Consider the following 25,332-nt stretch of genomic DNA (forward strand, 5'->3'; position numbering starts at 1 on the left):
ATAGGGGTCGACTTCAGTGTACGTAAAGGAAAAGGTCCCCACCGGGGCCATACGGGCAGTGGGCGTTTCCAGCAACCCAACACCGCCATAATCGGCCTGGAACACCGGCGCGACGTCGCTGTCCGGCACATCCGACTCTTCGGCACAGACGTGTGCCGCCGGCAGGCAAACCAGCAGCGAGCCGCACAACGCGCAAACGTGTTGCCGCAGGCGACCGACCTTTTGCAATTGATGACTCATTGCACGCCCCCGGCTTGTGCGAGCCGCATCTCGGAACAGTTTTCACCCGAGGGCGCATGCGCCAGTATTTCCGCGATGGTGTTGCGAATCCAGGGAAAGGCCTCGCCGCCCAGGGGGAGCGGCAACACCACGCGCGCGCCCGGCAGCAGCGCCGTGTCGGTTTTGTTAAAGGCCGCCTGGCCGTAGCGGCGCACATCGCCGGTGGGTGAGACCACGCTCGCGACCTTTATTCCTTGCACATTCATGGCATCGCTCTTAGCCAACCCGGACAACGTCAAACCCGTGCGCCACGGGGTACGTCGCACGCCGTCGGCCGACCAGATCTCAACCCAGTCAGGCACCTCGCAGGCACCGATAGCTGCAACCTCGCCGATGGGTGGATTCCGCAGGGGCTGCGCCATCAGCGAGGCCGGGCTCCAGTCGCCGGGCTCTCTGAACACGGCGAGCTGCGCCAGCCGCGATTTCCACTGGTCAAGCGCTGCTACAAGCTTCGTGTAACCGTTGCCTTCCAGGCGCCAGCGCAGGTCATCAAGCTCGCGGAACAAGTCGTCGCGCTTGATACGGACACGCTCGGCGGTGGGCCTGGCGCGTAAATAACTATAGGGGGCGCTGCTTTGGGCCAGCGACGGAAACGCCAGCCATGCGTCGAGCACGGTCGTGAAACCCGCCGAAGCGGCGGAAGCGGGCAGCGGCGTATCGCCGGCGGGCGCCGCATCGCTGCGCTGGCCATGGCAAGCAAAGCTCAGACAGAGTGCAATGACGCTACAGGTATGGACCCAACGCACGCGCCGATCGTGCCCAGCGCTTTTGACGCGGCTTTGCATGCCCTGCTTCTCCCCAAATCACGCGACAGTTCGCGCCAAATATTCGCGTTACCACCAAGGCCGCGCGACGTTCCAGGATATTCTAAGCCCACCGGGCCACGCCGCCACATCGCCTGCCCAAATGCGATTTGTTTGCGGGTCACGCCAGAGCACCGACCGCGTCTTTGCGCCATTGGCCCAGGCCACCGTTTCCACACACCGGGTCAGATCGATGCGGGTCAGCGGCAACTGTTTCGATTCGGTTTGTGCTGCGCAGGTAAAACTCGCCTGGCCGGCGGCGGCGCGTTCGCGGCCCTGCGCATCCCGCCAACCTCGTTCCACCGAGTAGCCGACCGCAGTCGTTCCATCTGCGGGCGCCGTTTCCCAGGGCGCCTGCTGCGAAGCGGATGCATCACCCATACGGCTGTAAAGTAGATCGGTCTTCAATCCCCGGGTCGATTCCGGATAGCCGTCGCGCAGCACGATGGTTTCGCGCGTGCTCGATTGCCAGAACGTCAACTCATCCGTGGTTTCGGCGAGGATGAGCAGACCGCCGCGCCCGTCCACCGACAGATCTACCGAGGCATAGGGTATCGCGGCCGCCTGCTTGCCGACATCGCCACCGCCGCCCGGCAGGACCGAGGCAAAAGTCGATACGAACGGACTACCGCCCCGCCGCGCATCCGCGCAGCCGGCAAGCAATACGACGCCCGGCACAACAAGCACACATAGAAAGGCCGCCCGAAGGCGGCCTTCAATGAAAAGCCCTTTAAGGCGCTTCATGCGCGGATACTACGGGGTGGTACCCGTGGTGCCCGTCGCCGGCACGTTGATCACTTCGTCATCGTCGTTGCTGTTCGACAAAGCGACGACGCCGCCGATCAGGGCGGCCGTGGTGACACCCGCGATGATGGCACCGCTGGTGACCGCAGCGCCGCCAGCGCCTGCTGCGCCGCCCGAGGCCACGCCACCGGTGCTGCCCTGCGAACCGGACGCGCCCTGAGCCAGGGCCATCGGCGAAGCTACGAACATGGCAATAGCGGTTGCCGCAAGAATATTTTTCATCACATCACTCCCGTGAACGGCTGAATTTGTAGCCTTGTACGCGAATTTACCGGCTCGCCGGGTAAACCGCAAGAATAAGTCGACGAACGGCGGTTTAATTCGTACCAGTGGTACCCGTGGTGCCGGTCGTCACCACATCGTCGTCGCTGCTGCCACCGCTGTTGGATAGCGCCAGCGCGCCGCCGACTACGGCTGCGACACCCACACCGGCGAGCACGGCCGAACTGCTCACGGCGGCACTGGAGCCCGCGGCACCGCCGCCAGCGACACTGCCATTGCCCGGCGCGCCATTGCCGGCAGCGCCAGCGCCATTGGACGCACCATCCGTGGCCGACTGCGCCCAGACGGCGCCCGGCGCGGAAAAGGCAATGAGTGCGGCTGCGATTAGAAACTTGCGCATAGCGTGTTATAGGAGCCTAAGGCTCGTTCGATATGATGCCTTCACCATAGGACAAAACCGGGCGGATCACAACGGCCGCCTACTCGGTTCAGACTTTTTCGTCGAGCAGCCCCATCGACTTCAAGGCATCGAGCACCGGCTGGTGGAAATGGTCCGCCAGCGGCGTCATGGGCAGACGGATACCCGGGCCGATATAACCCATCTGGTACAACGCCCACTTCACGGCGATCGGGTTCGGCTCCAGAAACAGTGCGCTGTGCAGCGGCTGCAGCTTGGCATCGAGCATTTCGGCTTTCTGGCGATCACCGGAAATGGCCGCCGCACACATTTCGTGCATCAGGCGCGGCGCCACGTTGGCGGTAACCGAGATGTCGCCCTTGCCACCGACAAGCATCGATTCCATGGCGGTCCCGTCATCGCCGGTGAAGATATCGATGCCGTCGCCAACTTCCTCGATCAGGGCGTGAATACGCTCGATCGAGCCCTTGGCTTCCTTGAGTGCGACGATGTTATCGATATGCGCCAGGCGCGCGACCGTCTCCGGCAGCATGTCCACGCCGGTGCGGCTCGGCACGTTGTAGAGCACCTGCGGAATATCCACCGCCATCGCGATGGCATGAAAGTGACGGTAGAGCCCTTCCTGTGTCGGCTTGTTGTAGTAGGGACATACCAGCAGACAGGCATCGGCACCAGCACGCTTGGCATGACGCGTCAGGCGGATCGCTTCGTCGGTGGCGTTGCCGCCGGTGCCGGCAATCACCGGAACCCGCTTGTCGACCAGCTCCACCGTGCGTTCGATCACTTCGTCATGCTCGGAAAAGCCGAGCGTGGCCGACTCGCCGGTGGTGCCCACCGCGACGATACCGTCGGTACCCTCGGCGATATGCCAGTCGATGAGTCGCTCGAAGCTATCCCAGTCGACACTGCCGTCGGCATGCATGGGCGTAACGATCGCCACCATGCTGCCACCCAGTTGTGCGTTTGCCTGCGCCACTGTTCTCTCCTACAGCGATTGGGCGCGCATTGTAACCACGTGAACACATAACGTGTAGTGCTACCATAGCCGGCTTTTACGACCGCTCATCGGTTGCAGGACAACGTCAGGCTCATGCCGGAAATCAAGAAATATCTGTCGATCGTGGCGCTGGGTAGCAATCGCGACAACCTCGCGCGCGACCTGGTCGGCGCGATCGCCCGCCGCGGCTGCGAGATCAGCGAATGCCGCATCACGCCGCTGGGCGACCAGTTTTCGGCCTCGATGCTGTTGCGGGGCAACTGGAGCGCCATGGGCAAAATGGAAAGCGCCCTGCCCGGCCTTGCCGAGCACCTGGGCGTATCCGTGCAGTTCGAGCATGCCCGACCGCCGGCATCACAGCCCGATTTTCGTCCCTATGCCGCCGAAGTGGTGGCGCCGCAGCAGGCGGGCCTGCTCGGCGAACTGCTCGACTTCTTCACCGACCAGGGCACGCAGGTGGTCGAAATCAGCGCCCAGTCCTACGAATCCGGCCTGACCGGCGCTTTGATGTGCACCATGCACCTCGCGGTCAACGTGCCCACCACGCATCACCCGCAGACCTTGCGCGATGCCTTCATGGACGTCTGTGACGACCTCCACGCCGACGGCCTGCTCGACCCGATCAAGACATAACCGCACATCACGTTGCATTACCGCTGTATTACCGGAGTTCTTCGCGACCATGACGCTGCAACCCAAGGAACGCGCCCCCGCCTTTTCGGCACCCGCCACCGGCGACAAGAAGCTTGCGCTATCGGACTTTGCCGGTCGCACGCTCGTGCTTTATTTCTATCCGCGCGACAACACGCCGGGCTGCACCCAGGAAGGCGAGGCCTTTCGCGATCTGTATGACCAGTTCCAGGCCGCCGGCGCCGATATCGTGGGCGTCTCCCGCGATTCCCTGCGCAAGCACGAGAACTTTCGTGCCAAGTACGACTTTCCCTTCGATCTGATCAGCGATGCCGACGAAAAGCTCTGCAACGCCTTCGGCGTGCTCAAGGAAAAGAACATGTACGGGCGCACGCACATCGGCATCGAGCGCAGCACGTTCGTTATCGATGGCGACGGCGTGGTGCGCCAGGTCTGGCGCGGCGTCAAGGTAGCCGAGCACGCCCAGGAAGTGCTCGACTGCGTGCGCGCACTCGACTGACCCATCGCCCATTCGCGCATCCAAACCCAAGGGAATCGCTATGTCCCGCCGCGTGTTCGTTCTCGACACCAACGTGCTCATGCACGATCCGACTGCGCTGTTTCGCTTTCAGGAACACGACATCTTCATTCCAATGGTGGTGCTCGAAGAACTGGATGCCGGCAAGAAAGGCGTATCGGAAGTCGCACGCAACGTGCGTCAGGTGAGTCGTTTCCTCGACGAACTGATGGCGCACAAGACGCATTCGGAAATCGACGCCGGCCTGGCGCTGAACGCCGGCATCGAGTTCAACGGCCACCGCAAGGACGACGCGCCCCATGCCAGCGGCCGGCTGTATTTCGAAACCCGGCCCGCCGAAGGCGCCCTGCCGACGATGCTGCCCGGCAACAAGGCCGACAACTCGATCCTGCTAAGCGCGCTGGCGCTGCGTAACGTCTTCGGCGAGTCGGAAGTGGTGCTGGTGTCCAAGGACATCAACCTGCGCATCAAGGCGTCGGTTATCGGTATCGAGGCCGAGGACTACATCAACGACAAGGTCTTGGAAGACCTCGACCTGCTCTATACCGGTCATGCCACCCTGCCCGACGATTTCTGGGATACGCACGGGCAGACCATGGAGTCCTGGCAGGAGGCCGGCAACGCCTTCTACCGCCTGCGCGGCCCGCAGATCGCCGACTGGCATCTCAACGAGCTGCTGCATTTCGACCACGAAAACGATATCGAGCTGATCAGCCGCGAAATCGAGGGCGACAGCGCCGTGCTCGAACTCGCCCAGGATTATCGCGTGGGCAAGCAGTCTGTCTGGGGCGTGCATGCACGCAACCGCGAACAGAACTTCGCCTTGAACCTGCTCATGGACCCGGATATCGATTTCGTCACCCTGCTGGGTGCGGCCGGCACCGGCAAGACCCTGCTCACCCTGGCCGCCGGCCTGGCGCAAACGCTGGACGAGTCGCGCTATCGCGAAATCATCATGACCCGCGTGACCGTTCCGGTAGGCGACGATATCGGCTTTCTGCCCGGTACCGAGGAAGAGAAAATGACGCCCTGGATGGGCGCGCTGATGGATAACCTCGAAGTGCTGACCGGCACCGGCGGCGGCTCCGACTGGGAACGGGCCGCCACCAACGAACTGCTGGCCAAGCGCATCAAGATTCGCTCGGTCAACTTCATGCGCGGGCGTACGTTCCTGGAACGCTTCGTCATCCTCGACGAGGCCCAGAATCTTACCCCCAAGCAGATGAAGACCCTGATCACGCGCGCCGGGCCGGGCACCAAGTTCGTGTGCCTGGGCAACCTGGCCCAGATCGATACGCCCTATCTCACGGAAACGACCTCGGGTTTGACCAATGTCGTAGATCGCTTCCGCAACTGGCGTCATGCCGGCCACGTAACGCTTGCCAGAGGCGAGCGCTCGCGGCTGGCCCATTACGCCTCTGATAAACTTTGAACCCGATAATCTAGCGACGCAGCGGCCGTTCGGCCGCGCCCCGTCGCCCCTTTTTTTCGGAGATCGCCCATGGCCGATACCGCTATCGCGGACGCCGCGGAACAGGTGCTTGCTTCGCGCCCCGACAAGGCCCAGCTGATCGACAAGCTGGTCGCCAAACTCCCGGAACACGTCGTACTGCATGCCGAAGAGGACCTGCGCCCCTTCGAATGCGATGGCCTGTCCGCCTATCGCAAGCTGCCGATGATCGTGGTGCTGCCCGAGACGATCGAGCAGGTACAGATCGCCATGCAGGTCTGTTACGCCAATGACGTGGCCGTTGTCGCGCGCGGTGCGGGCACCGGCCTGTCCGGCGGCGCCCTGCCGATGGAAAACGGCGTGCTGTTGTCGCTGGCCAAGTTCAAACAGATTCTGGATATCGATACCGCCAACCGCCGCGCCACGGTTCAGCCCGGCGTCCGCAATCTCGCGATTTCGGAAGCGGTATCGGATCTCGGCCTGTACTACGCCCCCGACCCCTCGTCGCAGATCGCCTGTTCGATCGGCGGCAACGTGGCCGAAAACTCGGGCGGCGTGCACTGCCTGAAGTACGGTCTGACCACGCACAACATCATCGAGCTCGAGATCGTGACCGTCGAAGGCGAGCGCATGACCATCGGCAGCGAGGCTCTGGATACCCCCGGCTACGATCTGCTGGCACTCATGACCGGCTCCGAAGGCCTGCTCGGCGTGATCGTCCAGGTGGTGGTCAAGCTGCTGCCCAAGCCCGAACGTGCCCAGGTCGTGCTCGCTGCCTTCGACGACGTGCGCAAGGCCGGCGACGCCGTCGCGGCGATCATTCAGGCCGGCATCGTGCCGGCCGGGCTGGAAATGCTCGATAACCCGGCGATCGTGGCCACCGAAGAGTTCGTGCACGCCGACTATCCGACCGACGCCGCGGCGATTCTGCTGTGCGAAGTCGACGGCACCCATGCCGAGGTGGACGAGCATATCGCCGACGTACGCGAGGTGGTCGAACGCGAAGGCGCGACCGAAGTTAGGGTGTCGCGCGATGACGCCGAGCGCGCCATCTTCTGGGCCGGCCGCAAGGCGGCGTTTCCGGCCATGGGCCGGATTTCGCCGGACTACTACTGCATGGATGGCACCATCCCGCGCAAGGCGCTGGCTGACGTACTGATCGGCATCGGCGAGCTGTCCAAGAAATACGGGCAGCGTGTCGCCAACGTCTTTCATGCCGGCGACGGCAACCTGCACCCGCTGATTCTCTACGATGCGAACATCGAGGGCGAACTGGAGCGCACCGAGGAATTCGGCGGCGCGATCTGCGAACTGTGCCTGGAACACGGCGGCACGATTACCGGCGAACACGGCGTGGGCGTAGAAAAGATCGACCAGATGTGCGTGCAGTTCCCGCCGGACGAACTGACCCAGTTCCATGCCGTCAAGCAGGCGTTCGATAGCAAGGGTCTGCTCAACCCCGGCAAGGCCGTGCCCACGCTGCACCGCTGTGCCGAATTCGGCGCCATGCACGTACATAACGGTGAACTGCCCTTCCCAGAACTGGAGCGACTGTGACGACCTCTGCCGATCAGAGCCAACAACTCAGCGAGCGCGTGACCGAGGCGTTCGCCCACGCCACGCCGTTGCATCTGCGCGGCAGCGGCAGCAAGGATTTCCTCGGCGAAGCCGTCGATGGCGAAACCCTCGATGTGACCGGCCATGCCGGCGTGGTGAACTACGAGCCCGGCGAACTGGTGATGACCGCGCGCGCGGGCACGCCGCTGGCCGAGCTAGAAAACGTATTGGCCGACGCGCACCAGATGCTGGCCTTCGAGCCACCGCATTTCGGCGCCAACGCCACCCTGGGCGGGACCATCGCCACCGGCCTGTCCGGCCCGGCGCGGCCCTTCGCCGGCGCGGCCCGCGACTTCGTGCTGGGCTGTCGGATCATCAACGGCCAGGGCCAGATACTGCGCTTCGGCGGCGAGGTGATGAAGAACGTGGCCGGGTACGACCTGTCGCGGCTGATGGCCGGCGCCTACGGCACCCTGGGCGTGTTGCTCGACGTGAGCCTGAAGGTGCTGCCCGTCGCGCGTACCCAGATTACACGGGTGTTCGAACACAGCGCTGCCCAGGCGCTCCAGCAGATCAGCGACTGGCAGCGCAAACCCTGGCCCATCACCGCGGCCTACTGGGAAGACGGCAAGACGTATCTTCGACTGGCCGGGGCGACATCGTCGGTGGACTCCGCCTGCGAGAAGCTCGGCGGCGAAACGCTCGACGACGACACCACCTTCTGGCGCGCGGTACGTGAGCACGAGCGTCCCTTCTTTGCGAGCGACGATCGCCCGCTGTGGCGTGTTTCCCTGCCCCCGGCCGCCGCCATGCTCGATATCGACGGCGATTGCGTGATCGACTGGGGCGGCGCCCAGCGCTGGGTGCAAACCGATATGGAGGCCGTTGCCCTGCGTCGTGTCGTCAAGGAGGCCGGCGGCCATGCCACGGTCTATCGCGGCGATGCGCAACCGCGCTTTCATCCGATCGGCGAATCGATCCTGGCCCTGCAACAGCGCCTGAAAAAATCCATGGATCCGGCCGGCATCCTGAATCCGGGCCGTATCTACCCCGAGCTTTAGACGAGCCTTTACCATGCAGACTTCCATCATCCCGCAATTGCGTGATACCCCGGACGGCCAAGAAGCTGATCGTATTCTGCGTGCCTGTACGCACTGCGGTTTCTGTACCGCGACCTGCCCCACCTATCAGTTGCTGGGCGACGAACGCGATAGCCCGCGCGGGCGTATCTATCTGATCAAGCAGGTACTCGAAGGCGAGAAACCGACGCAGAAGACGCAGACGCATCTCGACCGCTGCCTGACCTGTCGCGCCTGCGAAACGACCTGTCCGTCGGGCGTGGAATACGCCAAGCTCGCCGATATCGGCCGCGAACTGGTCGAGCAGCAGGTCGAGCGCCCGCGCCACGAACGCGTGCTGCGCTGGCTGTTGCGCCATATCGTGGCCTATCGCAACCGCTTCGCCTTCTTTTTCGCCCTCGGCCATCTGTTCAAGCCGCTGCTGGTGGGCCCGCTCGCGCCGCTCAAGCAGAAGATGCCGCCGCGACGTAAGGCCCTGGCATGGCCCAAGGCCGAGAATGCACAACGCACCATGCTCGTGCTCGACGGCTGCGTGCAGCCGGTCGCCGCGCCCAATACCAATGCTCATGCGGCGCGCATCTTCTCGCAGCTTGGCGTGCGCCTGGTTGCACCCAAGGCCAGCGGCTGCTGTGGCGCGCTTTCCCAGCATCTGTCCCATCGCGAAGAGGCCAACGACTTCGCACGCCGTAACATCGACGCCTGGTGGCCGTATATCGAGGACGGCGCCGAGGCGATCGTGCTCACCGCCAGCGGCTGTGGTGCCTCGGTGGTCGAGTACGGGCATATGCTGCGCAACGACCCGGAATACGCCGAAAAAGCCGCGCGCGTATCGGCGCTGGCGCGCGATTTGAGCGACGTGCTTGCCGAAGAAGACCTCAGCCAGCTTGGCGACCTCGGCCACGGCCGACAGGTGGCTTACCACCCGCCGTGTACGCTGCAGAATGCACCGCAGCTGCACGACAACGTCGCCGAAATTCTTACCCAGGCGGGCTATCAACTGACCCACGTCCGCGATCCGCACCTGTGCTGCGGCTCGGCCGGGACCTATTCCATCCTGCAGCCGACCATGGCCAACGAGCTGCGTTCGAACAAGCTCGCGTCGCTGCAGGCCGGCGAGCCGGACGTCATCGTGACCGCCAATATCGGCTGCCAGCTGCATCTGGAATCCGCCGCCGGCGTGCCGGTGCGTCACTGGATCGAACTGCTGGAACCGGCCGCCGCGGCCTGAGCACTGCCCCTCCCCCTGGCCGGCCTCTGCGCCGGCCAGGCCCTTGTCGACAGGCGGTAAGCCCGCAGGGAAACTGATCCTCCGCGCGATTCGAGCCGGGATCGCGGGATTGGGATCGGGGGCTGCGTTCTTATGTTGGATTACGCTGCGCTAATCCAACCTACGCCCTGCCCGGCCTTCGGGGTCATCATTCGCGCTATTGGCGTTCGGTTGCAGACTCCAATCGATGCGGCGTTAACGCACACCGAAACCGGCACGTTGCCGCGTAGGTCGGTTTAGGCCGCAGGCCGTAAACCAAGACGGAACGAGGTTGTGAGGCCGTTCGAGCCGCGATCGCCGAATGGGAATATCTGGGCTGCGTTCTTTGTTGGATTACGCTGCGCTAATCCAACCTCCGCCCTGCCCGGCCTTCGCGGTCTTCATTCGCGCTATTGGCGTTCGATCGCAGACTGGAATCGATGCGGCGTTAACACACACCGAACCCGGCACCTTGCCGCGTAGGTTGGTTTAGGCCGCAGGCCGTAAACCAACACGGAACGGGGTTGTGAGGCCGTTCGAGCCGCGATCGCCAAATGGGGGTATCGGGACTGCGTTCCCTTGTTGGCTTACGCTGCGCTAACCCATCCGGCCGGCGCTGCCCCGCCGGGTGCGAGGCGCCGCGCGAGAGCGGCGACGGTTACGGGGCCTCCTGCGCGTCGCGCTCGTTATCGAGCTCTGGCAGCACGGCCTCTCTGCGCGGCCAGGCCTTGATGACGGCATGGACCACCGTCGCCAGCGGGATCGCGAAGAACACGCCCCAGAAGCCCCATATACCGCCGAAGAAGAGCACCGCGGTGATGATGGCCACCGGATGTAGATCGACCGCTTCCGAGAAGAGCACGGGCACCAGCAGATTGCCGTCGACCATCTGCAATATGGCGTAGGCGATCAGCACGTATACCGTCTGTGCCTCGAAGCCCCACTGCGCATAGGCCACCAGCATTACCGGCACGGTCATGCCGAACGCGCCGATATAGGGCACCAGGACCGAGAAGCCGACCAGCGCCGAGAGCAGCATCGCGTACTTGAGCCCGAGCAGCGAGAACACGATATAGGCGGCAATCCAGACGATGACGATTTCCAGCGCCTTGCCACGCACGTAGTTGCCCAGCTGGGCGTTCACGTCGGCCCAAACGTTGCGCACCAGGCGTCCGTTGCGCGGGCCGAAATTAGCGAACCAGCGCAGAATCAGTGCCTTGTCGCGCAGCATGAAGAAGACCATGAGCGGCACCAGCAACAGGTAGACCGACAGATACAGCAGGCTCATGCCGACCACCAGCGAGCGGCTGACCACGGTCTGGCGTAGCGAGCCCACATCGAACGTCATGCTGTTGATCATGGCGTTGATCTGGTCATCGGTGATCAGCGCCGGGTAACGCTCGGGTAAAGCGGCAATCCATTCCTGCGCCCGGCTGATCAGACTGGGCACCTCGGTGAGCACCTGGCCGGCCTGGCGGGTCAGTAGCGGCAGCAGCGCGAAACTCACCCATACCACGCCGATCAACAACGCGGTGGACAACAGGGCCGCGCCCAGCCAGCGGGGCACGTTGACGCGCTCGAGCCAGAGCACCGGTGAATCCAGCAGATAGGCCACTACGACGGCAGCCAGTACCGGCGTGAGCAGCGTGCCGAAAACCATCACCAACACCAGCGCACTGACAAGAATCAACGCGAGTGCAACCACCTGCGGATCCGAGAAGTGGCGGCTGAACCATTCGCGCACGACGTTCATCGCTGCACCCGCGCGCCGACTGGCATCGCGCCTTGCGTCAAGACGAATGGAGAAAACAATAGCTTCGGCACGTCGGCTCCTGTGTGCTGGCGCGTGGTTTGCAAACCCGCATGCTGAATATTAGTCCGGCCCTAAAGCGGGCGACTCGGTCTGTTTTTTTCAACGTCATTGAAAAGTAGATGCCGGCACCTGTGCGGCGCTTCTTTCGATGGCTGCGCGGGCGCTGGTCGCGGCGCTCATGCGTTCGCACATGCACGTCATAAACCCGAAACAACTTTTATTTTCATGCCGGATTAATAACATGCGTGAACCGCTGCTGTATGACAGCAATCGCGCGGCCCCTCGAAAAGGCGTCGTATGTCTAGTCGCAGGCATGCCAGGGCCGGCCCCATCCCTGCCAAGACGTGGCACTGCCGGTGGCACCAAGCCGACTTACGTTATGGACATGCGCTTGTCTGCAAAACATGGGCACAAACGTATATGGCTCAATCAGAAGTTCTCTGATCGCGCCAGTTTAATCGAATGAACGAAACACGCTAATCTGGGGTCTGAAGTTCATGCGCCCCACCGCTGCCAACATGGCCCACTCGTGATTTTTGGTTCGCACCGCTCGACCCGTTTTTCGGTCCTGCTGATGGCCTGTCTGTTGACTGTCAGCACGCTCGTGAGCGCGCGCGATTATCAGCTGCCCAGCATCGGACAGCCGGCAGACAACTACATGTCGCCAGCCGAAGAGCAGAAGGTCGGGCTGCAGGTCGTGGCTCAGCTGCTGGCGCGCCACCTGATCATCGAGGACGTTCAGCTGCGCGAATACCTCACCCGTGTGGGAACGCGCCTGGCCAAGCATACCGACGCCGATGCCAGCGCGTTTCGGTTCTACCCGATCAATAGCGGTCAAATCAACGCCTTCGCGCTGCCGGGCGGCTATATCGGGATCAACGCCGGTCTGATTACCGAAACCGACAACGAAAGCGAGCTGGCCGGCGTGATGGGCCACGAAATGGCCCATGTCACCCAGCGTCATATCGCCCGCCAGATCGAAGCGACCTCCGGCATGGGCTGGGCGACGGCGGCCGCCATTCTGGTCGCAGCGATCGCCGGCGGCGGCGATCCGGACGCCCTCACCGCGGCTGTGACCGCCGGCGTGTCCAATCTCAACCAGCAGCAGACCAACTTCACCCGCGCCCACGAGTTCGAGGCCGACCGTATCGGCATACGGACCATGGCCGAATCGGGTTTCGACCCGGACGCCATGGCAAGCTTCTTCGAAAAAATGCAGCGGCGCTCGCGCCTGTACGGCAACCAGCTACCCGATATCCTGCTTTCGCATCCGGTGAGCAACACGCGCATGGCCGAAGCCGAAGTCCGCGCGCGCGACTATGCCAATACCCGGGTGCAGGAAAGCGATACCTACGCGCTCATGAAGGAACGCGCGCGCGTGCTCGTGAGCAAACAGTACGGCGAGCTGCTGCGCTATTACGAGCAGCGCCGCCGCGACGAAGGCGCCAAGCCGGCCCTGGACTACGGCTATGCGCTCACCCTCCTGCAGCTCGGCCGCAGCGATGACGCCATTGCCCTGCTCGAGCCGCTGGCCACCCAGGGGCCGTCGCATGCCGCCTATACCCTGGCCCTGGCACAGGCCCGTCGCCAGTCCGGACAGACCCAACAGGCACGCGAGCTGCTCGAACAGGCCCGGACCGCCTTTCCCGACAGTGCCGCGGTCAAGCTCGACTATGCCGAGTTCCTGATGGATACGGGCGATGCGCAGGCCGTACGGTCGTTTCTACTGCAGGACCGCGCCCTGCTCGAGCAATCCGCCGACGCACAGCAGATGCTCGCGCGCGTGGCCGGCGACCAGGGCAATCTCGGCGAGGCCTACTATCGCCAGGCCAAATACTACGAGCTGCGCGGCGCCTATGGCCCCGCCATCAACCAGCTGCGCACCGCGCTTCAAACAACCGAGCTGAACGCCTTCGACAAGGCACGCCTGCGGGCGCTGCTGGACCAAATGGTGAAGTCCTGTCATCGCGCCTGGTCGGAACGCGAATGCCGCGAGCAGGTGGCCGCAGACGCCCGCTACTGAGCCCTCGTTGGACAGCAGCCCTTGCCGGGCCCCGCGGTTCGACACCCGCCCGCAGAGCGCCGTATCGTCGTAGTGGCCGGCTAGCGTGCGGATCGGCCCGGCCCGGACTCCACCGGGCGGACGTCGCGGGTCGGCACGATCGTATTCCACTGTCGACAGCTCGGGCACTGCCAATGCAGATAGCGCCCGGAAAAGCCGCACTGGCCGCAGTGATAGGTGGGCTGGCGCTCGATGATCTGGCCAAGCGACTGGCGCAGGCTATCCAGCGGCCCGGTGAGGGTGCTGCGCGTCTGCGACCAGGTCAGGTCAAGCAGATGGTAGAAACCGATCCAGTTGGGCTCGGTCTGCAGATACTGCGAGATATGCGCGATCGCCTCGTCCGTTTTCTGTTGTCGATGCAGAAAGCGCGCATAGGCCACATGCGGGTGCGCGCCGTCGTAGAGCGGCATCAGCTCGCGCAGGAACTGGGCATAGCCGGATGGATCGTCGAGCGCGTCGAAACAACGCCGCATCGGTTCGATGATTTCACTGATGAAGTCGACGTCCTGGCGCATCACCTGCCGATAGATGCGGATGGCGCCGCGAAAATCCTCGGCCTGTTCTGCCATGAGCCCGCCGATCAGGCTCGCACGCGCACAGTCGCGAAAGGATTGCCGCGCGGACTTGAGATGGTTGCGCGCTTCGTCGCGCTGGCCGGCGTTGCGTGCCTGCTCCGCCAGCTCGCAGAAGTACTGGGCGATGACCGGGCGTAGCGACGTGCCGCGTACCGTCTCCAGCCGCCGCGTCGTGCTGATGGATTGATCCCAGTCGCGCTCCTGTTCATAGATCGCGATCAGGCCCGAGAGTGAGCGTTCGAGGAACAGATTCTGATCGGCCAGCTCGCGAAACAGGCCTTCGGCACGATCCAGCACGCCGGCGCGCAGGTAATCCTGGGCCAGCTCGTAGCGGGCCTGGTTACGATGGATGGCCTTCAGGTTGGGCCGGGCGACCAGGTTCTGGTGCATGCGCAGAGCGCGGTCCACTTCGCCCTGGCGACGAAAAAGATTACCCAGGGCCAGATGCGTCTCGGCGGTGTCGTTATCGACCTCGAGTACGCGCACGAAGGTGGCGATCGCCTGATCTGCGTCTTCGTTGACGAGCTGGCTGATACCGCGCAGGTAGTCGGCGTTGACCGGTGGCGTGGATTCCTCGCGGCCGTCAGCGCGCCCCCGCACATACCAGCCGGACGCCGCTGCCAGCGGCAGCAGGGCCAATAGAACCCACCAGATGCCATCAAGCATCGTGAATGGGCATGCTCCGCAGATTTGATATCTCGGTCTGGGCGTCCTTGAGGCGACGCCGTGCGCTCGTGAGCTGAGCACGTAGCCGAGTGATCTTGCCAACACAGACGATGGCAGCGATGGCGAGGCCCAGAACGAATGCCACGACGAGCAGAACCACCAGCGGTGCTTCGGTCGTGGTCCACAGCAGGTCGATCGAAACCAGATCGTAGTTGAAGAACCCGAACGCCACGCCCAAGACGAGCCCCACGACCACGATCAGATTACGAATCAGGCGTAGCATTTAATTCCCGTTACTTGTGCGGGCGACGCCGCCCTTCGACACAGGCGGTTATAGCCAGCTATGAATGGTTTGTGTTGACCCGTTCGCGCAATTCCTTGCCGGGCTTGAAATGCGGCACGTACTTGCGCGGAATGTCGACGGATTCGCCGGTTTTCGGGTTGCGACCACGCCGCGCTGGGCGATGGTGAACCGAAAAACTGCCAAATCCACGAATCTCCACGCGGCCGCCTTCCGCCAGCTCGGCGATCACGTCGTCGAGTAGAAGTTTTACCGCCAGTTCAACGTCACGGTGCGACATATGCGCCTGACGCTGGACCAGCCGTTCGATCAGCTCCGATTTAGTCATCCAGCGTCCTCTCCCTGGAAACGCCGCCCCCGAATCATGCCCCTTGGCACGCCCCTGATGAGAAGGTAGTTAAAACGCGGGGCGCGTGCAAGCGCCCCGCGTTATTTTCGACCGCGATATTTTTAGTTGTTGCGGTCGCTGGCGTCGATCTGCTCCTTGAGCAGCTCGCCAAGGCTGGTGGTGCCGGTCGAAGCATCGGTATCCGCGTAGTCGCGCATGGCCTGCTGCTCGTCCTTTTCGTCCTTGGCCCGAATCGACAGGCTGATGGTGCGGTTACGGCGGTCGACGCCGACGAAGCGGGCCTCGACTTCCTGGCCTTCCGACAGCGCGCTACGCGCATCTTCCACGCGATCGCGGGAGATGTCGGACGCCCGGATGTAACCGACGACATCGTTGCCCAGGTCCACGGTCGCACCGCGAGCATCGACGGTGTCGATCTTGCCGGAAACGACGCTGCCCTTCGGATTGTCCGCGACGAAGGAGCCGATCGGATCCTGCGCCAGCTGCTTGATGCCCAGCGAGATGCGCTCGCGGTCGGCGTCGATCGAAAGCACCACGGCCTCGACCTCGTCGCCCTTCGAGTATTCGCGCACCACTTCTTCGCCGGCGTCGTTCCACGACAGGTCCGACAGATGCACCAGGCCGTCGATGTTGCCCGGCAGACCCACGAAGATACCGAAGTCGGTGATCGACTTGATCTGGCCGCGCACGGTGTCGTTGCGCTGATGGTTGGCGGCAAAGTCTTCCCAGGGGTTGGACTTGCACTGCTTCATGCCCAGCGAGATACGACGACGCTCTTCGTCGATCTCCAGCACCATGACTTCGACCTCGTCGCCGACGTCGACAATCTGGCCCGGATTGACGTTCTTGTTGGTCCAGTCCATTTCGGACACGTGCACCAGGCCCTCGACGCCCTCTTCGATCTCGACGAAGGCACCGTAGTCGGTGATGTTGGTGACGTTACCGAACAGGCGGGTGCTTTCCGGGTAGCGACGCGCGATATCGACCCACGGATCGTCGCCGAGCTGCTTCAGGCCCAGCGATACACGGGTGCGCTCACGGTCGAACTTGAGCACCTTGACCTCGACTTCCTCGCCCACGTTGACGACGTCGGTCGGATCCTTGATGCGCTTCCACGACATGTCGGTGATATGCAGCAGGCCGTCGATACCGCCCAGGTCCACGAACGCGCCGTAGTCGACCAGGTTCTTGACGATGCCCTTGAGCACGATGCCTTCCTGGAGCGTGTCCAGCAGCTGCTTGCGCTCTTCGCTGTACTCTTCCTTGAGCACGTCGCGACGCGACACGACCACGTTGTTGCGCAGGCGGTCGAGCTTGATGACGCGGAACTCGAGCGGCTTGCCTTCGAGATAGGTGGTATCGCGAACCGGACGCACGTCGACCAGCGAACCCGGCAGGAACGCACGGATGTTGCCGACATCGACGGTGTAACCGCCCTTGACCTTGCCACTGATGTGGCCGACCACGGACTCGCTGTTTTCGTAGGCGTCGGTAAGGAAGTCCCAGGTCCGGATGCGCTGGGCTTTTTCCTTCGACAGGCGCGTGGCGCCGAAGCCGTCTTCCACGGCTTCCAGTGCGACTTCGACCTTGTCCCCTTCCGCAACGGAGATTTCGCCGTTATCGTCGTAGAACTCGTCGATCGGGATCACGCCTTCCGACTTGAGGCCGGCATCGACGATGATCACGTCGTTCTTGATTTCCAGCACCTCGGCGTTGATGAGGGAACCGGGCTGCATGGTGCGACCCTGCAGACTTTGCTCGAATAGTTCGGCGAAACTTTCAGACATGAGGGGAAAAGATCCTACGGCGCTTGAGAAAAGCGAGCGCCATCCGTGGTTGATAAAACAATCCGATCAACGACATTGCGCCGTGACCGGTCCAGTCAAAACAGCCAGATTCAGCTTAAATCCAGCCTTTTTCGCGTACAAGGCAACGCACTTTTTCCAGTGACGTCGCCACGCTTTCGCCGGTCGTGTCGATGACATGGGCATCGGCCGCCGGCTTCAGGGGCGCGACCTCACGCGAAGCATCGCGCGCGTCCCGCTCCAATATCTCTCGATATATCCGGTCAAGATTAGCATCAACGTCAGCGCCCGACAACTGCGCGAAACGGCGACTGGCGCGCTCTTCGGCCGAGGCGGTGATATAGAGCTTCAGATCGGCTTCGGGGAAGATCACCGTGCCCATATCACGGCCGTCCGCGATGAGCCCGGGCATGCCGGCGAAATCCCGCTGTCGCGCCAGCAGCGCGGCCCGGATGTCCGGCTGCACGGCCCATTTCGAGGCGGCATCCGACACCGCGTCGGTACGAATGATGTCGGTGACGTCTTCACCGGCCAGCAGCACGCGCTGGCCGGCGCGCCGATCCGGCTCGAAGACCATGTCCAGCGAGCGCGCCGCGGCCACGGCCGTGGCACAGTCGACTGGCTGCCCGGCGTCGAGCCCGTCGCGCAGCGCGACCAGGCCAACCAGCCGATACAGCGCACCGCTGTCGAGCAGCCACCAGCCGAGCTCGCGCGCCAGCGCCGAGGCCAGCGTGCCCTTGCCGGCACCGCCCGGCCCGTCCAGCGTCATCACCGGCGCATGGTTCATGACGATACCTCGCTGGCCTCGATCTGCAGCCCGGCCCCGGCGGCCAGCGCCAGAAACCCCGGGAACGAGGTATCCACGAAATCACAGTCGTCTATTTCGATAGGCGCATGCGCGCGCAGAGCGGCCATGGCAAACGCCATGGCAATGCGATGGTCGTCGTGGCTGGCGATACGACCGCCGCCGAATACGGTGCCCGCGCCTCGGCCAACGATGGTAAGGCCGTCGTCGGCCACGCTTACCTCGACGCCCAGCTGGCTCAGGCCGTCGGCCATTACCGCGATCCGATCCGACTCCTTGACCCGCAGCTCCGCGGCGCCGGTCAAACGGGTCGTTCCCTCGGCACAGGCGGCGGCAATGAATATCGCCGGGAACTCGTCGATGGCCAGCTCCACTTCGTCACCGCCGATATCGATACCCTTGAGCGACGCACTGCGTACTTCGATATCGGCCACGGGCTCGCCGGCCTGGATACGCTCGTCGTGCAGGCGTATGTCCGCGCCCATGCGGCTGAGAATATCGATCACCCCGCGTCGGGTCGGGTTGATGCCCACGCCGGGCATCATGATCGCGCTGGATTCGGCAATACTGGCGCCGACCATGAAGAACGCGGCCGAGGACAGATCGGCCGGCACCGCCACATCGCCTGCCTGCAGCGCCTGGCCGCCGGCAATGGACAGCGTGTGCGCCTGGCGTTCGATACGCACGCCAAAGGCGGAGAGCATGCGCTCGGTATGGTCGCGGCTAATACCCGGCTCGGTGACCCGCGTGGTGCCCTGGGCATACAGCCCGGCCAGCAGTACACAGGACTTGATCTGGGCGCTGGCGACCGGCGGCGTGTAGTCGATGCCGTTAAGCACCTGCCCGCCGTGTATTTCGAGCGGCGCGCGCCCGCCTTCCTGGCCATCGATACGCGCGCCCATCAGGGTCAACGGCTCGATCACACGCGCCATGGGCCGGCGTGAAAGACTCGCGTCGCCGACCAGACGGCTATCGAAACGCTGACCGGCCATCAGGCCGGACATCAAACGCATGGACGTGCCCGAGTTGCCCAGGTCGAGCGGCGCCCGCGGCCCCTGCAGGCCGTCGCGACCCAGGCCGTCGACGATCAGCGCATCGCCGTCACGCTCGAACATGACGCCCATCGCCTGGAAGGCATGCAGGGTCGCCAGACAGTCCGCACTTTCCAGAAAGCCGGTAATACGCGAGCGCCCGTCGGCAATGGCCGAGAGCATGACCGCCCGGTGCGAAATGGACTTATCGCCCGGCACGCGCAGCTCGCCACGCAGGGCGCCGCCCGGCTGCAAATGAAAACGACGCATGTCAGGAACGCCTCATGGCAAAACCATCGCGCGCGGTCTTCGCGCGCAGGAAAGTAGCCGCCAACGTGTCGCGGTCGTCGTCGGCAATCGCCGCGCGCACCGCCGCCAGATCGCCGATATAGCGATCGAGTACCGGCAGTACCGCATCGTGATTGGCGGTGACGATATCCGCCCACAGGGATGGGCTGCTCGATGCGATCCGGGTGAAGTCGGCAAAACCGCCGGCTGCGTACGCGAATATCTCGGTACGTTCGGCCATCCGCGCCAGCGTATCGACCAGGGTATAGGCCAGCAGATGCGGCAGATGACTGGTCGCGGCCAGCACCTCATCGTGGTGCGCGCCGTCCATTTCGCTGATCTGTGCCCCCACGGCCCGCCACAGTGCTTCAACCCGGGCCAGCGCCTGCGGCTCGGTCGCCAGCGTCGGCGTGAGAATCACGCGGCGCTGCTCGAACAACTCGGCGAAGCCCGCATCGAGGCCGCTACGCTCGGTGCCCGCGATGGGATGCCCCGGCACGAACCGGGCGAAGCTCTCACCCAAACCGGCCTGTGCCTCGCGAATCACGCTCAGCTTGGTACTGCCGGTATCGGTGACCACGGCATTCGCGGGTAGCGCCGTGGCCAGACGCGCGAACACGCCGGCCATGGCGCCAACGGGCACGGCCACGACCACGAGCGTCGCCTTGGCCACGGTCATCGCGATATCGGTCGATGCCTCATCGGCCAAGCCGAGCTCCCGGGCCCGGCGCGCCTCGTCGGCATCCGCCACGACCGCATCGATACGATCGCCCAAACCTTTGGCCTGAAGCGCGCGCACGATCGAGCCGCCGATCAGACCCAGTCCGATTACGCAGATTCGTTCTTCATCCAGGCTTGTCCGATCCGGGCTCATGCGCGCTCGAGCACGCTATCAAGTGCCGCGAGAAAAACCTGGTTCTCTTTTTGGCTGCCGACAGTTACGCGCAGATGCTCAGGCATTGCATAACTTTCCAGCGGTCGCACGATCACGCCTTCGTGCAGCATCGCGCGATACACGGGCGTCGACGGCTGCCCGCAGTCAAAGGTGATGAAATTCGCCTGCGACGGCACGCAGCGCAGCCCCCGGGCCGCCAGTTCGTCGGCCAGCGAGGCGCGCTGCACGGCGTTGGTCTGGATCGAATAAGCCACGAAGTCCTCGTCCGCCAAGGCCGCCTGGGCACAGTGGAGCGCGACCGTGTTGACGTTGAACGGCTGGCGAATGCGGTTGATCCAGTCGGCGACCGCGGCCGAGGTCAGGGCATAGCCAACGCGCAGCCCCGCCATCCCATAAATTTTCGAGAATGTGCGCGTAACAACAAGATTTTCGAAACGTTCCAGCCATTGACGGCTATCGGGGCGTTCGCTGTCCGCCTGGTATTCCAGATAGGCCTCGTCGAGCACCACGACCACACCGGGCGGTACCGCCTGCAGGAACGCTTCGATCGCGTCCGGTGCGAGCCAGGTACCGGTAGGGTTGTTGGGGCTGGCAATGAACACGACGCCGGTGTTTTCGTCGATATGGTCGAGAAACGCGTCGAGATCGTGGCCATAGGGCATATCGGCCTCGGGCCCGAGCGCCGGCACCTCGCGCACCTCGGCGTTCACGGCCTGGGCGACGATCGGGTAGACGGCGAACGCGTACTGCGAAAACACCGCGTTCTTGCCGGGGCCCAGAAAAACCCGCGCCGTGAGCTCCAGCACGTCGTTGGACCCGTTGCCGAGCGTGACCCGTTCCGGCTCGATCGCATGGCGGGCGGCGATGTCCTGCTTGAGCGCATAGCCGCCCCCGTCCGGGTAGCGATGCAGATCCGATGCACCTTTTTCCAGAAACTGGGCGAACGCCCGCGTCACCGCCGGCGCCACGCCGAACGGATTCTCGTTGGAGGCCAGCTTGATAATCGAGGTCAGCCCAAGCTCGCGCTTGAGATCATCGATCGGTTTGCCGGGCACATAGGCATGCAGGCCGTGAATACCGGCATGCGCCTGTTCGTTAAGGCTTTTACCCATGTTATTTCAATCGGTTAACGCTTGAATTTAATTCTCGACATCAGGTCGACGAAACGTCGACCGCCCGCGGATAGGCGCCCAGCACCTTGAGCATCGCGGCCTGGGACTCGATCGCCTCGAGCACCTGACGTACCCGCGGCTCGTCGATATGGCCTTCCAGATCGATGAAGAAATTATAGTCCCATGCCTGGCGCCGCGACGGCCGCGATTCGATACGGGTGAGGTCGACGCCCGCCTCCGCGCCCGGCGTGAGCAGGCGGTGGAGCATGCCCGGCTGGTTGCGGATGGCCACCAGGATCGAGGTCATGTCGTTACCGGTGGCCGGCACCTGCTGTTTGCCAAGTACGAGAAAACGGGTGGTGTTGTTCGGCTCGTCCTCGATGTTCGAGGCCAGCATCGGCAGCTCGTAGAACTCGGACGCGGCGCGGCCGGCGATGGCAGCGGCCTGGCTTTCGCCGGCCACGCGTCGTGCCGCTTCGCCGTTACTCGATACCGCTTCGCGCACCACGCCCGGCAGCTGCCGGTCGAGCCACTTGCGGCACTGGGCCAGCGATTGTGCATGGGCGACCACGCGCTTCACCCCGGTCAGATCCGCGGCCTTCGACAGCAGATGATGATGTACGGCCAGCGCGACCTCGCCGCAAATCTGCAGCGAGCTGCCCACCAGCTCGTCGAGGGTGTGGCTGACCACGCCTTCGGTCGAGTTCTCGACCGGCACGACGCCGAAATTGGCGTTGCCGGCCTCGACCTCGCGAAAGATCTCGTCGATGGCCGGCAGCGGCATCGCCCGCACCGAATGACCGAAGTGCTTGTAGACCGCGGCCTGGGTATAGGTGCCCTCGGGGCCCAGATAGGCCACCTTCAAAGGCGATTCCAGCGCCAGACAGGCCGACATCACTTCGCGCATGAGGCGCATGATGGTGGCGTCGTCGAGCGGGCCGTCATTGCGCTCGGCCACCCGGCGCAGCACGTCGGCTTCGCGCTCGGGCCGATAGAAGTCCGTGCGCTGTCGTTCGGCCTTGATGCGGGCAACGTCCAGCGCCACGCCGGCACGCTCGGCGATCAACGCCTGGATTTGCGCATCCAGCGCATCGATACGCTCGCGTGCGCCGGCCAGCGCCTCGTTGTCCGAGTTGTCCTGCGACGAACTCATCGCTTACGCCGCGTCGCTACCCACGGCACCCAGATAGCGCACGCACAGCACGCCTTCGATGGTGCGCAGCTCTTCGATGGCTTCATCGGCGACCGGCGCGTCGATATCCACGAGCGTGTAGGCGATCTCGCCCTTCGACTTGTTGAGCAGATCGGCGATGTTGTGCCCGTGGCGGGCCAGCGTCGAGGAGATCTGGCCGACCATGTTCGGCACGTTATGGTTGACCACGGCCAGACGATGGGCGTTGGCCGTCGGCGGCATGATCGCCTCGGGGAAGTTCACCGAATTGCGGATGTTGCCAACTTCGAGATAGTCGCGCAGCTGGTCGGCGATCATCATCGCGCTGTTGTCTTCGGCTTCGTCGGTCGAGGCGCCCAGATGCGGCAGCGTGATCACGCGATCGTGTCCGCGCAGCTTCTCGGACGGAAAATCGCAGACGTAGTAGCTCAGGCGGCCGTTTTCCAGCGCGGCGAGCACGGCGTCTTCATCGACGATCTCGGCGCGCGAGAAGTTGAGCAGCACCGCGCCCTTGCGCATCAGCTTGAGGCGCTTGGCATCGACCAGGCCGCGCGTGTCGTCGACCAGCGGCACGTGCAGCGACACATAGTCGGAGCGTGACAGCAGTTCGTCGATGGACAAGGCCTGGGACACGTTGGAGGTAAGACGCCAGGCGTTGTTGACGGTGATGCCCGGGTCGAAACCCTGCACGCTCATGCCCAGCGCCTGGGCGGCGTTGGCCACGTTCACGCCGATGGCGCCGAGGCCGGCCACGCCGAGCGTGCGGCCCGGCAGTTCCACGCCCTTGAAGCGCTTCTTGCCGGCTTCGACTTCCTTCTTGAGCTCTTCGCCGGTGGAGGTGAGTTCCTCGACATACTTCCAGGCGCTCATCAGGTTACGCGAGGCGAGCAGCATGCCGGCCAGTACCAGCTCCTTCACGGCGTTGGCGTTCGCGCCGGGCGCGTTGAACACCGGCACGCCACGCTTGCTCATGTCGGCGACCGGAATGTTGTTCACGCCGGCGCCGGCACGCCCGATCGCACGCACGGAATCGGCGATCGTCATATCGTGCATGTTGTGCGAGCGCAGGATGATGGCGTCCGGCTTGGACATCTCCGAGGCAATCTCGTAGAGATCGCGCGGCAAGCGATCGAGCCCCTTGGCCGAGATATTGTTCAGCGTCTGGATCTTGAACGTCATAACTAACCTTTATCCGCGAATTCTTTTGAAAACTTATACGCAGATTTCGCAGACCGCCCAGATTGAAAGTGGGCCATGAACAACTGTTATGGCCTGTCTTCGAATCTGGGCGATCTGCGCAATCTGCGGATTGCTATGTCTTAACCGTTGGCCTTTTCGAAACCGCGCATGAAGTCGACCAGCGCGTCGACGCCGGCTTCCGGCATGGCGTTGTAGATCGAGGCACGCATGCCGCCGACCGAACGATGGCCCTTGAGCGTCGACAGCCCGGCTTCCTCGGCCTGCGCCAGGAACGTCTTGTTGAGATCGTCGTTGGCCAGCAGGAACGGCACGTTCATGGTCGAACGCGCATGCGGCGCTACCGGGTTGCTGTAGAAGTCCGAGCCGTCGATAAAGCCGTACAGCTTGTCGGCCTTGCGCTGGTTGCGCTCGGCCATGCCTTCGAGGCCGCCGTTGTCCAGAATCCATTCGAAGGTCAGGCCCGCCATGTACCAGGCGAAACACGGCGGCGTGTTGAGCATGGAATCGGCATCGGCCTGCTGCTTGTAGTCCAGCACCATGGGCACACCGGCCTGCGGGTTGCCCATGAGGTCGTCGCGCACGATAACCATGGTGACACCCGCCGGGCCGGCGTTCTTCTGCGCGCCGGCATAGATCACGCCGTATTTGGACACGTCGATCGGCTTGGACAGAAACGCCGACGACCAGTCGCCCACCAGCGGCACATTGCCGGTATCCGGCACGTCCGGGTACTCGATCCCCTCGATGGTTTCGTTGGGGGTGTAATGCACATAGGCCGCGTCGTCGCGCAGCTGCCAGTCGGCCCGGGCGGGCACGTCGGTGAAGCTGCCGTCGACAGCCGAATTGGCCGCGACCTGGGCGTCACCGTACTTGCCGGCTTCCTTGACCGCTTTCTTGCCCCAGCTGCCGTTCACCACGTAGTCGGCCTTTTGCGACGTACCCATGAGGTTCAACGGCACGCCCGCGAACTGGCCCGCGGCCCCGCCCTGCAGAAACAGCACGCTGTAGCCCTCGGGCACGTTCAGCAGCTTGCGCAGATCCTGGGTGGCTTTTTCGGCAATGGAGACGAAGGCATCGCCGCGATGGCTCATTTCCATCACCGACATGCCGGTGCCCTGCCAATCCAGCAGATCGGCCTGGGCTTTCTCGAGCACTTCGACCGGCAGCGTGGCCGGCCCTGCACTGAAGTTGTAGACGCGTGCCATAAAAGTCTCCTTTGAAAATCGACGCTGCGCG

Annotated in this window: 25 protein-coding genes; 7 read left to right on the forward strand and 18 right to left on the reverse strand. The window is 63.7% G+C overall.

Going from position 1 to position 25,332, the window contains the following annotated elements:
* The 6 genes from ABNU97_RS07460 to dapA all read right to left on the reverse strand — a co-directional run.
* The coding region (locus tag ABNU97_RS07460; protein ID WP_348766112.1) for a YjbH domain-containing protein at window positions 1–240 on the reverse strand (240 nt) is incomplete at its 3' end.
* Complete coding sequence (locus ABNU97_RS07465; protein WP_348766113.1) at window positions 237–1,064, reverse strand: hypothetical protein; 828 nt, start codon at window positions 1,062–1,064, stop codon at window positions 237–239. The genes ABNU97_RS07465 and ABNU97_RS07460, both read right to left, overlap by 4 nt.
* A 48-nt stretch (window positions 1,065–1,112) precedes the next feature.
* Window positions 1,113–1,760: a YjbF family lipoprotein gene (locus ABNU97_RS07470; RefSeq protein WP_348766114.1), complete on the reverse strand. Its 648-nt coding sequence runs from the start codon at window positions 1,758–1,760 to the stop codon at window positions 1,113–1,115.
* 75 nt (window positions 1,761–1,835) lie between these two features.
* Window positions 1,836–2,108, reverse strand: coding sequence for a hypothetical protein (locus ABNU97_RS07475; protein ID WP_348766115.1), 273 nt, complete (start codon window positions 2,106–2,108; stop codon window positions 1,836–1,838).
* Between the two features lie 94 nt (window positions 2,109–2,202).
* Entirely contained in the window at window positions 2,203–2,508 is a 306-nt protein-coding gene (locus ABNU97_RS07480; protein ID WP_348766116.1) for a hypothetical protein, read from the reverse strand.
* 88 nt (window positions 2,509–2,596) lie between these two features.
* Window positions 2,597–3,469, reverse strand: coding sequence for a 4-hydroxy-tetrahydrodipicolinate synthase (dapA, locus tag ABNU97_RS07485; protein ID WP_348766145.1), 873 nt, complete (start codon window positions 3,467–3,469; stop codon window positions 2,597–2,599).
* A 147-nt stretch (window positions 3,470–3,616) separates the two neighbouring features.
* Between dapA and ABNU97_RS07490 the strand changes: the two genes are divergently transcribed.
* From ABNU97_RS07490 to glcF, 6 genes are all read left to right on the forward strand, one after another.
* Window positions 3,617–4,156 carry an ACT domain-containing protein gene (locus ABNU97_RS07490; RefSeq protein ID WP_348766117.1) on the forward strand — a complete coding sequence of 180 codons (540 nt, stop codon included), beginning with the start codon at window positions 3,617–3,619 and terminating at the stop codon, window positions 4,154–4,156.
* 49 nt (window positions 4,157–4,205) lie between these two features.
* On the forward strand, window positions 4,206–4,673 hold the full coding sequence (locus tag ABNU97_RS07495) for a peroxiredoxin (RefSeq protein WP_348766118.1): 468 nt from the start codon (window positions 4,206–4,208) through the stop codon (window positions 4,671–4,673).
* Window positions 4,674–4,713: 40 nt separating this feature from the next.
* Window positions 4,714–6,123 (forward strand): PhoH family protein, encoded by a 1,410-nt coding sequence (locus tag ABNU97_RS07500; protein ID WP_348766119.1) that lies wholly within the window; start codon window positions 4,714–4,716, stop codon window positions 6,121–6,123.
* A 69-nt stretch (window positions 6,124–6,192) separates the two neighbouring features.
* A complete protein-coding gene (locus ABNU97_RS07505) occupies window positions 6,193–7,698 on the forward strand; it encodes an FAD-linked oxidase C-terminal domain-containing protein (protein WP_348766120.1) in 1,506 nt (501 codons plus the stop codon).
* Entirely contained in the window at window positions 7,695–8,759 is a 1,065-nt protein-coding gene (gene glcE, locus ABNU97_RS07510; RefSeq protein WP_348766121.1) for a glycolate oxidase subunit GlcE, read from the forward strand. The genes ABNU97_RS07505 and glcE overlap by 4 nt, the downstream gene beginning before the upstream one ends.
* A 13-nt stretch (window positions 8,760–8,772) precedes the next feature.
* On the forward strand, window positions 8,773–10,005 hold the full coding sequence (gene glcF / locus ABNU97_RS07515) for a glycolate oxidase subunit GlcF (RefSeq protein WP_348766122.1): 1,233 nt from the start codon (window positions 8,773–8,775) through the stop codon (window positions 10,003–10,005).
* A gap of 676 nt (window positions 10,006–10,681) precedes the next feature.
* On the opposite strand, the gene ABNU97_RS07520 is transcribed toward glcF, so the two are convergent.
* Window positions 10,682–11,776, reverse strand: a complete 1,095-nt coding sequence (locus tag ABNU97_RS07520; RefSeq protein WP_348766123.1) for an AI-2E family transporter — start codon at window positions 11,774–11,776, stop codon at window positions 10,682–10,684.
* Between the two features lie 589 nt (window positions 11,777–12,365).
* On the opposite strand from ABNU97_RS07520, the gene ABNU97_RS07525 reads away from it, so the two are divergent.
* Window positions 12,366–13,859, forward strand: coding sequence for a M48 family metalloprotease (locus tag ABNU97_RS07525; protein WP_348766124.1), 1,494 nt, complete (start codon window positions 12,366–12,368; stop codon window positions 13,857–13,859).
* Window positions 13,860–13,939: 80 nt separating this feature from the next.
* Here ABNU97_RS07525 and lapB read toward each other — a convergent pair whose 3' ends face one another.
* From lapB to serC, 11 genes are all read right to left on the reverse strand, one after another.
* Entirely contained in the window at window positions 13,940–15,139 is a 1,200-nt protein-coding gene (gene lapB / locus ABNU97_RS07530) for a lipopolysaccharide assembly protein LapB (protein ID WP_348766125.1), read from the reverse strand.
* A complete protein-coding gene (locus tag ABNU97_RS07535; RefSeq protein WP_348766126.1) occupies window positions 15,132–15,422 on the reverse strand; it encodes a lipopolysaccharide assembly protein LapA domain-containing protein in 291 nt (96 codons plus the stop codon). The genes lapB and ABNU97_RS07535 overlap by 8 nt, the downstream gene beginning before the upstream one ends.
* 58 nt (window positions 15,423–15,480) lie before the next feature.
* The gene (locus ABNU97_RS07540; RefSeq protein ID WP_006913502.1) at window positions 15,481–15,768 is read right to left on the reverse strand and encodes an integration host factor subunit beta; all 288 of its coding nucleotides are present in this window, start codon (window positions 15,766–15,768) and stop codon (window positions 15,481–15,483) included.
* 122 nt (window positions 15,769–15,890) lie between these two features.
* Window positions 15,891–17,576, reverse strand: a complete 1,686-nt coding sequence (gene rpsA / locus ABNU97_RS07545; protein ID WP_348766127.1) for a 30S ribosomal protein S1 — start codon at window positions 17,574–17,576, stop codon at window positions 15,891–15,893.
* A 115-nt stretch (window positions 17,577–17,691) separates the two neighbouring features.
* Window positions 17,692–18,381: a (d)CMP kinase gene (cmk, locus tag ABNU97_RS07550; protein ID WP_348766128.1), complete on the reverse strand. Its 690-nt coding sequence runs from the start codon at window positions 18,379–18,381 to the stop codon at window positions 17,692–17,694.
* Entirely contained in the window at window positions 18,378–19,700 is a 1,323-nt protein-coding gene (gene aroA / locus ABNU97_RS07555; protein WP_348766129.1) for a 3-phosphoshikimate 1-carboxyvinyltransferase, read from the reverse strand. The genes cmk and aroA overlap by 4 nt, the downstream gene beginning before the upstream one ends.
* 1 nt (window position 19,701) lies before the next feature.
* Complete coding sequence (locus ABNU97_RS07560; protein WP_348766130.1) at window positions 19,702–20,592, reverse strand: prephenate dehydrogenase/arogenate dehydrogenase family protein; 891 nt, start codon at window positions 20,590–20,592, stop codon at window positions 19,702–19,704.
* Window positions 20,589–21,725 (reverse strand): histidinol-phosphate transaminase, encoded by a 1,137-nt coding sequence (hisC, locus tag ABNU97_RS07565; protein ID WP_348766131.1) that lies wholly within the window; start codon window positions 21,723–21,725, stop codon window positions 20,589–20,591. Before hisC ends, ABNU97_RS07560 begins: the two co-directional genes overlap by 4 nt.
* A gap of 40 nt (window positions 21,726–21,765) precedes the next feature.
* Window positions 21,766–22,878 (reverse strand): prephenate dehydratase, encoded by a 1,113-nt coding sequence (gene pheA / locus ABNU97_RS07570; RefSeq protein WP_348766132.1) that lies wholly within the window; start codon window positions 22,876–22,878, stop codon window positions 21,766–21,768.
* 3 nt (window positions 22,879–22,881) lie between these two features.
* On the reverse strand, window positions 22,882–24,075 hold the full coding sequence (locus ABNU97_RS07575; protein ID WP_348766133.1) for a phosphoglycerate dehydrogenase: 1,194 nt from the start codon (window positions 24,073–24,075) through the stop codon (window positions 22,882–22,884).
* Between the two features lie 140 nt (window positions 24,076–24,215).
* The gene (gene serC, locus ABNU97_RS07580) at window positions 24,216–25,301 is read right to left on the reverse strand and encodes a 3-phosphoserine/phosphohydroxythreonine transaminase (protein ID WP_348766134.1); all 1,086 of its coding nucleotides are present in this window, start codon (window positions 25,299–25,301) and stop codon (window positions 24,216–24,218) included.
* Window positions 25,302–25,332: the final 31 nt, after the last annotated feature.

This window comes from uncultured Salinisphaera sp., from assembly GCF_964012375.1.
Taxonomy (GTDB): domain Bacteria; phylum Pseudomonadota; class Gammaproteobacteria; order Nevskiales; family Salinisphaeraceae; genus Salinisphaera.

What these genes read in the sequence shown, in the direction of transcription:
- ABNU97_RS07490 (WP_348766117.1), top strand. Translation starts at nt 3,617, where the DNA reads ATGCCGGAAATCAAGAAATATCTGTCGATCGTGGCGCTGGGTAGCAAT.
- serC (WP_348766134.1), bottom strand. Translation starts at nt 25,301, where the DNA reads ATGGCACGCGTCTACAACTTCAGTGCAGGGCCGGCCACGCTGCCGGTC.
- lapB (WP_348766125.1), bottom strand. Translation starts at nt 15,139, where the DNA reads ATGCTTGATGGCATCTGGTGGGTTCTATTGGCCCTGCTGCCGCTGGCA.
- ABNU97_RS07575 (WP_348766133.1), bottom strand. Translation starts at nt 24,075, where the DNA reads ATGACGTTCAAGATCCAGACGCTGAACAATATCTCGGCCAAGGGGCTC.
- ABNU97_RS07535 (WP_348766126.1), bottom strand. Translation starts at nt 15,422, where the DNA reads ATGCTACGCCTGATTCGTAATCTGATCGTGGTCGTGGGGCTCGTCTTG.
- dapA (WP_348766145.1), bottom strand. Translation starts at nt 3,469, where the DNA reads ATGGTGGCGATCGTTACGCCCATGCATGCCGACGGCAGTGTCGACTGG.
- aroA (WP_348766129.1), bottom strand. Translation starts at nt 19,700, where the DNA reads ATGCGTCGTTTTCATTTGCAGCCGGGCGGCGCCCTGCGTGGCGAGCTG.
- hisC (WP_348766131.1), bottom strand. Translation starts at nt 21,725, where the DNA reads ATGGGTAAAAGCCTTAACGAACAGGCGCATGCCGGTATTCACGGCCTG.
- ABNU97_RS07465 (WP_348766113.1), bottom strand. Translation starts at nt 1,064, where the DNA reads ATGCAAAGCCGCGTCAAAAGCGCTGGGCACGATCGGCGCGTGCGTTGG.
- ABNU97_RS07495 (WP_348766118.1), top strand. Translation starts at nt 4,206, where the DNA reads ATGACGCTGCAACCCAAGGAACGCGCCCCCGCCTTTTCGGCACCCGCC.
- ABNU97_RS07505 (WP_348766120.1), top strand. Translation starts at nt 6,193, where the DNA reads ATGGCCGATACCGCTATCGCGGACGCCGCGGAACAGGTGCTTGCTTCG.
- ABNU97_RS07480 (WP_348766116.1), bottom strand. Translation starts at nt 2,508, where the DNA reads ATGCGCAAGTTTCTAATCGCAGCCGCACTCATTGCCTTTTCCGCGCCG.
- cmk (WP_348766128.1), bottom strand. Translation starts at nt 18,381, where the DNA reads ATGAACCATGCGCCGGTGATGACGCTGGACGGGCCGGGCGGTGCCGGC.
- pheA (WP_348766132.1), bottom strand. Translation starts at nt 22,878, where the DNA reads ATGAGTTCGTCGCAGGACAACTCGGACAACGAGGCGCTGGCCGGCGCA.
- ABNU97_RS07500 (WP_348766119.1), top strand. Translation starts at nt 4,714, where the DNA reads ATGTCCCGCCGCGTGTTCGTTCTCGACACCAACGTGCTCATGCACGAT.
- rpsA (WP_348766127.1), bottom strand. Translation starts at nt 17,576, where the DNA reads ATGTCTGAAAGTTTCGCCGAACTATTCGAGCAAAGTCTGCAGGGTCGC.
- ABNU97_RS07540 (WP_006913502.1), bottom strand. Translation starts at nt 15,768, where the DNA reads ATGACTAAATCGGAGCTGATCGAACGGCTGGTCCAGCGTCAGGCGCAT.
- ABNU97_RS07560 (WP_348766130.1), bottom strand. Translation starts at nt 20,592, where the DNA reads ATGAGCCCGGATCGGACAAGCCTGGATGAAGAACGAATCTGCGTAATC.
- ABNU97_RS07520 (WP_348766123.1), bottom strand. Translation starts at nt 11,776, where the DNA reads ATGAACGTCGTGCGCGAATGGTTCAGCCGCCACTTCTCGGATCCGCAG.
- ABNU97_RS07475 (WP_348766115.1), bottom strand. Translation starts at nt 2,108, where the DNA reads ATGAAAAATATTCTTGCGGCAACCGCTATTGCCATGTTCGTAGCTTCG.
- glcF (WP_348766122.1), top strand. Translation starts at nt 8,773, where the DNA reads ATGCAGACTTCCATCATCCCGCAATTGCGTGATACCCCGGACGGCCAA.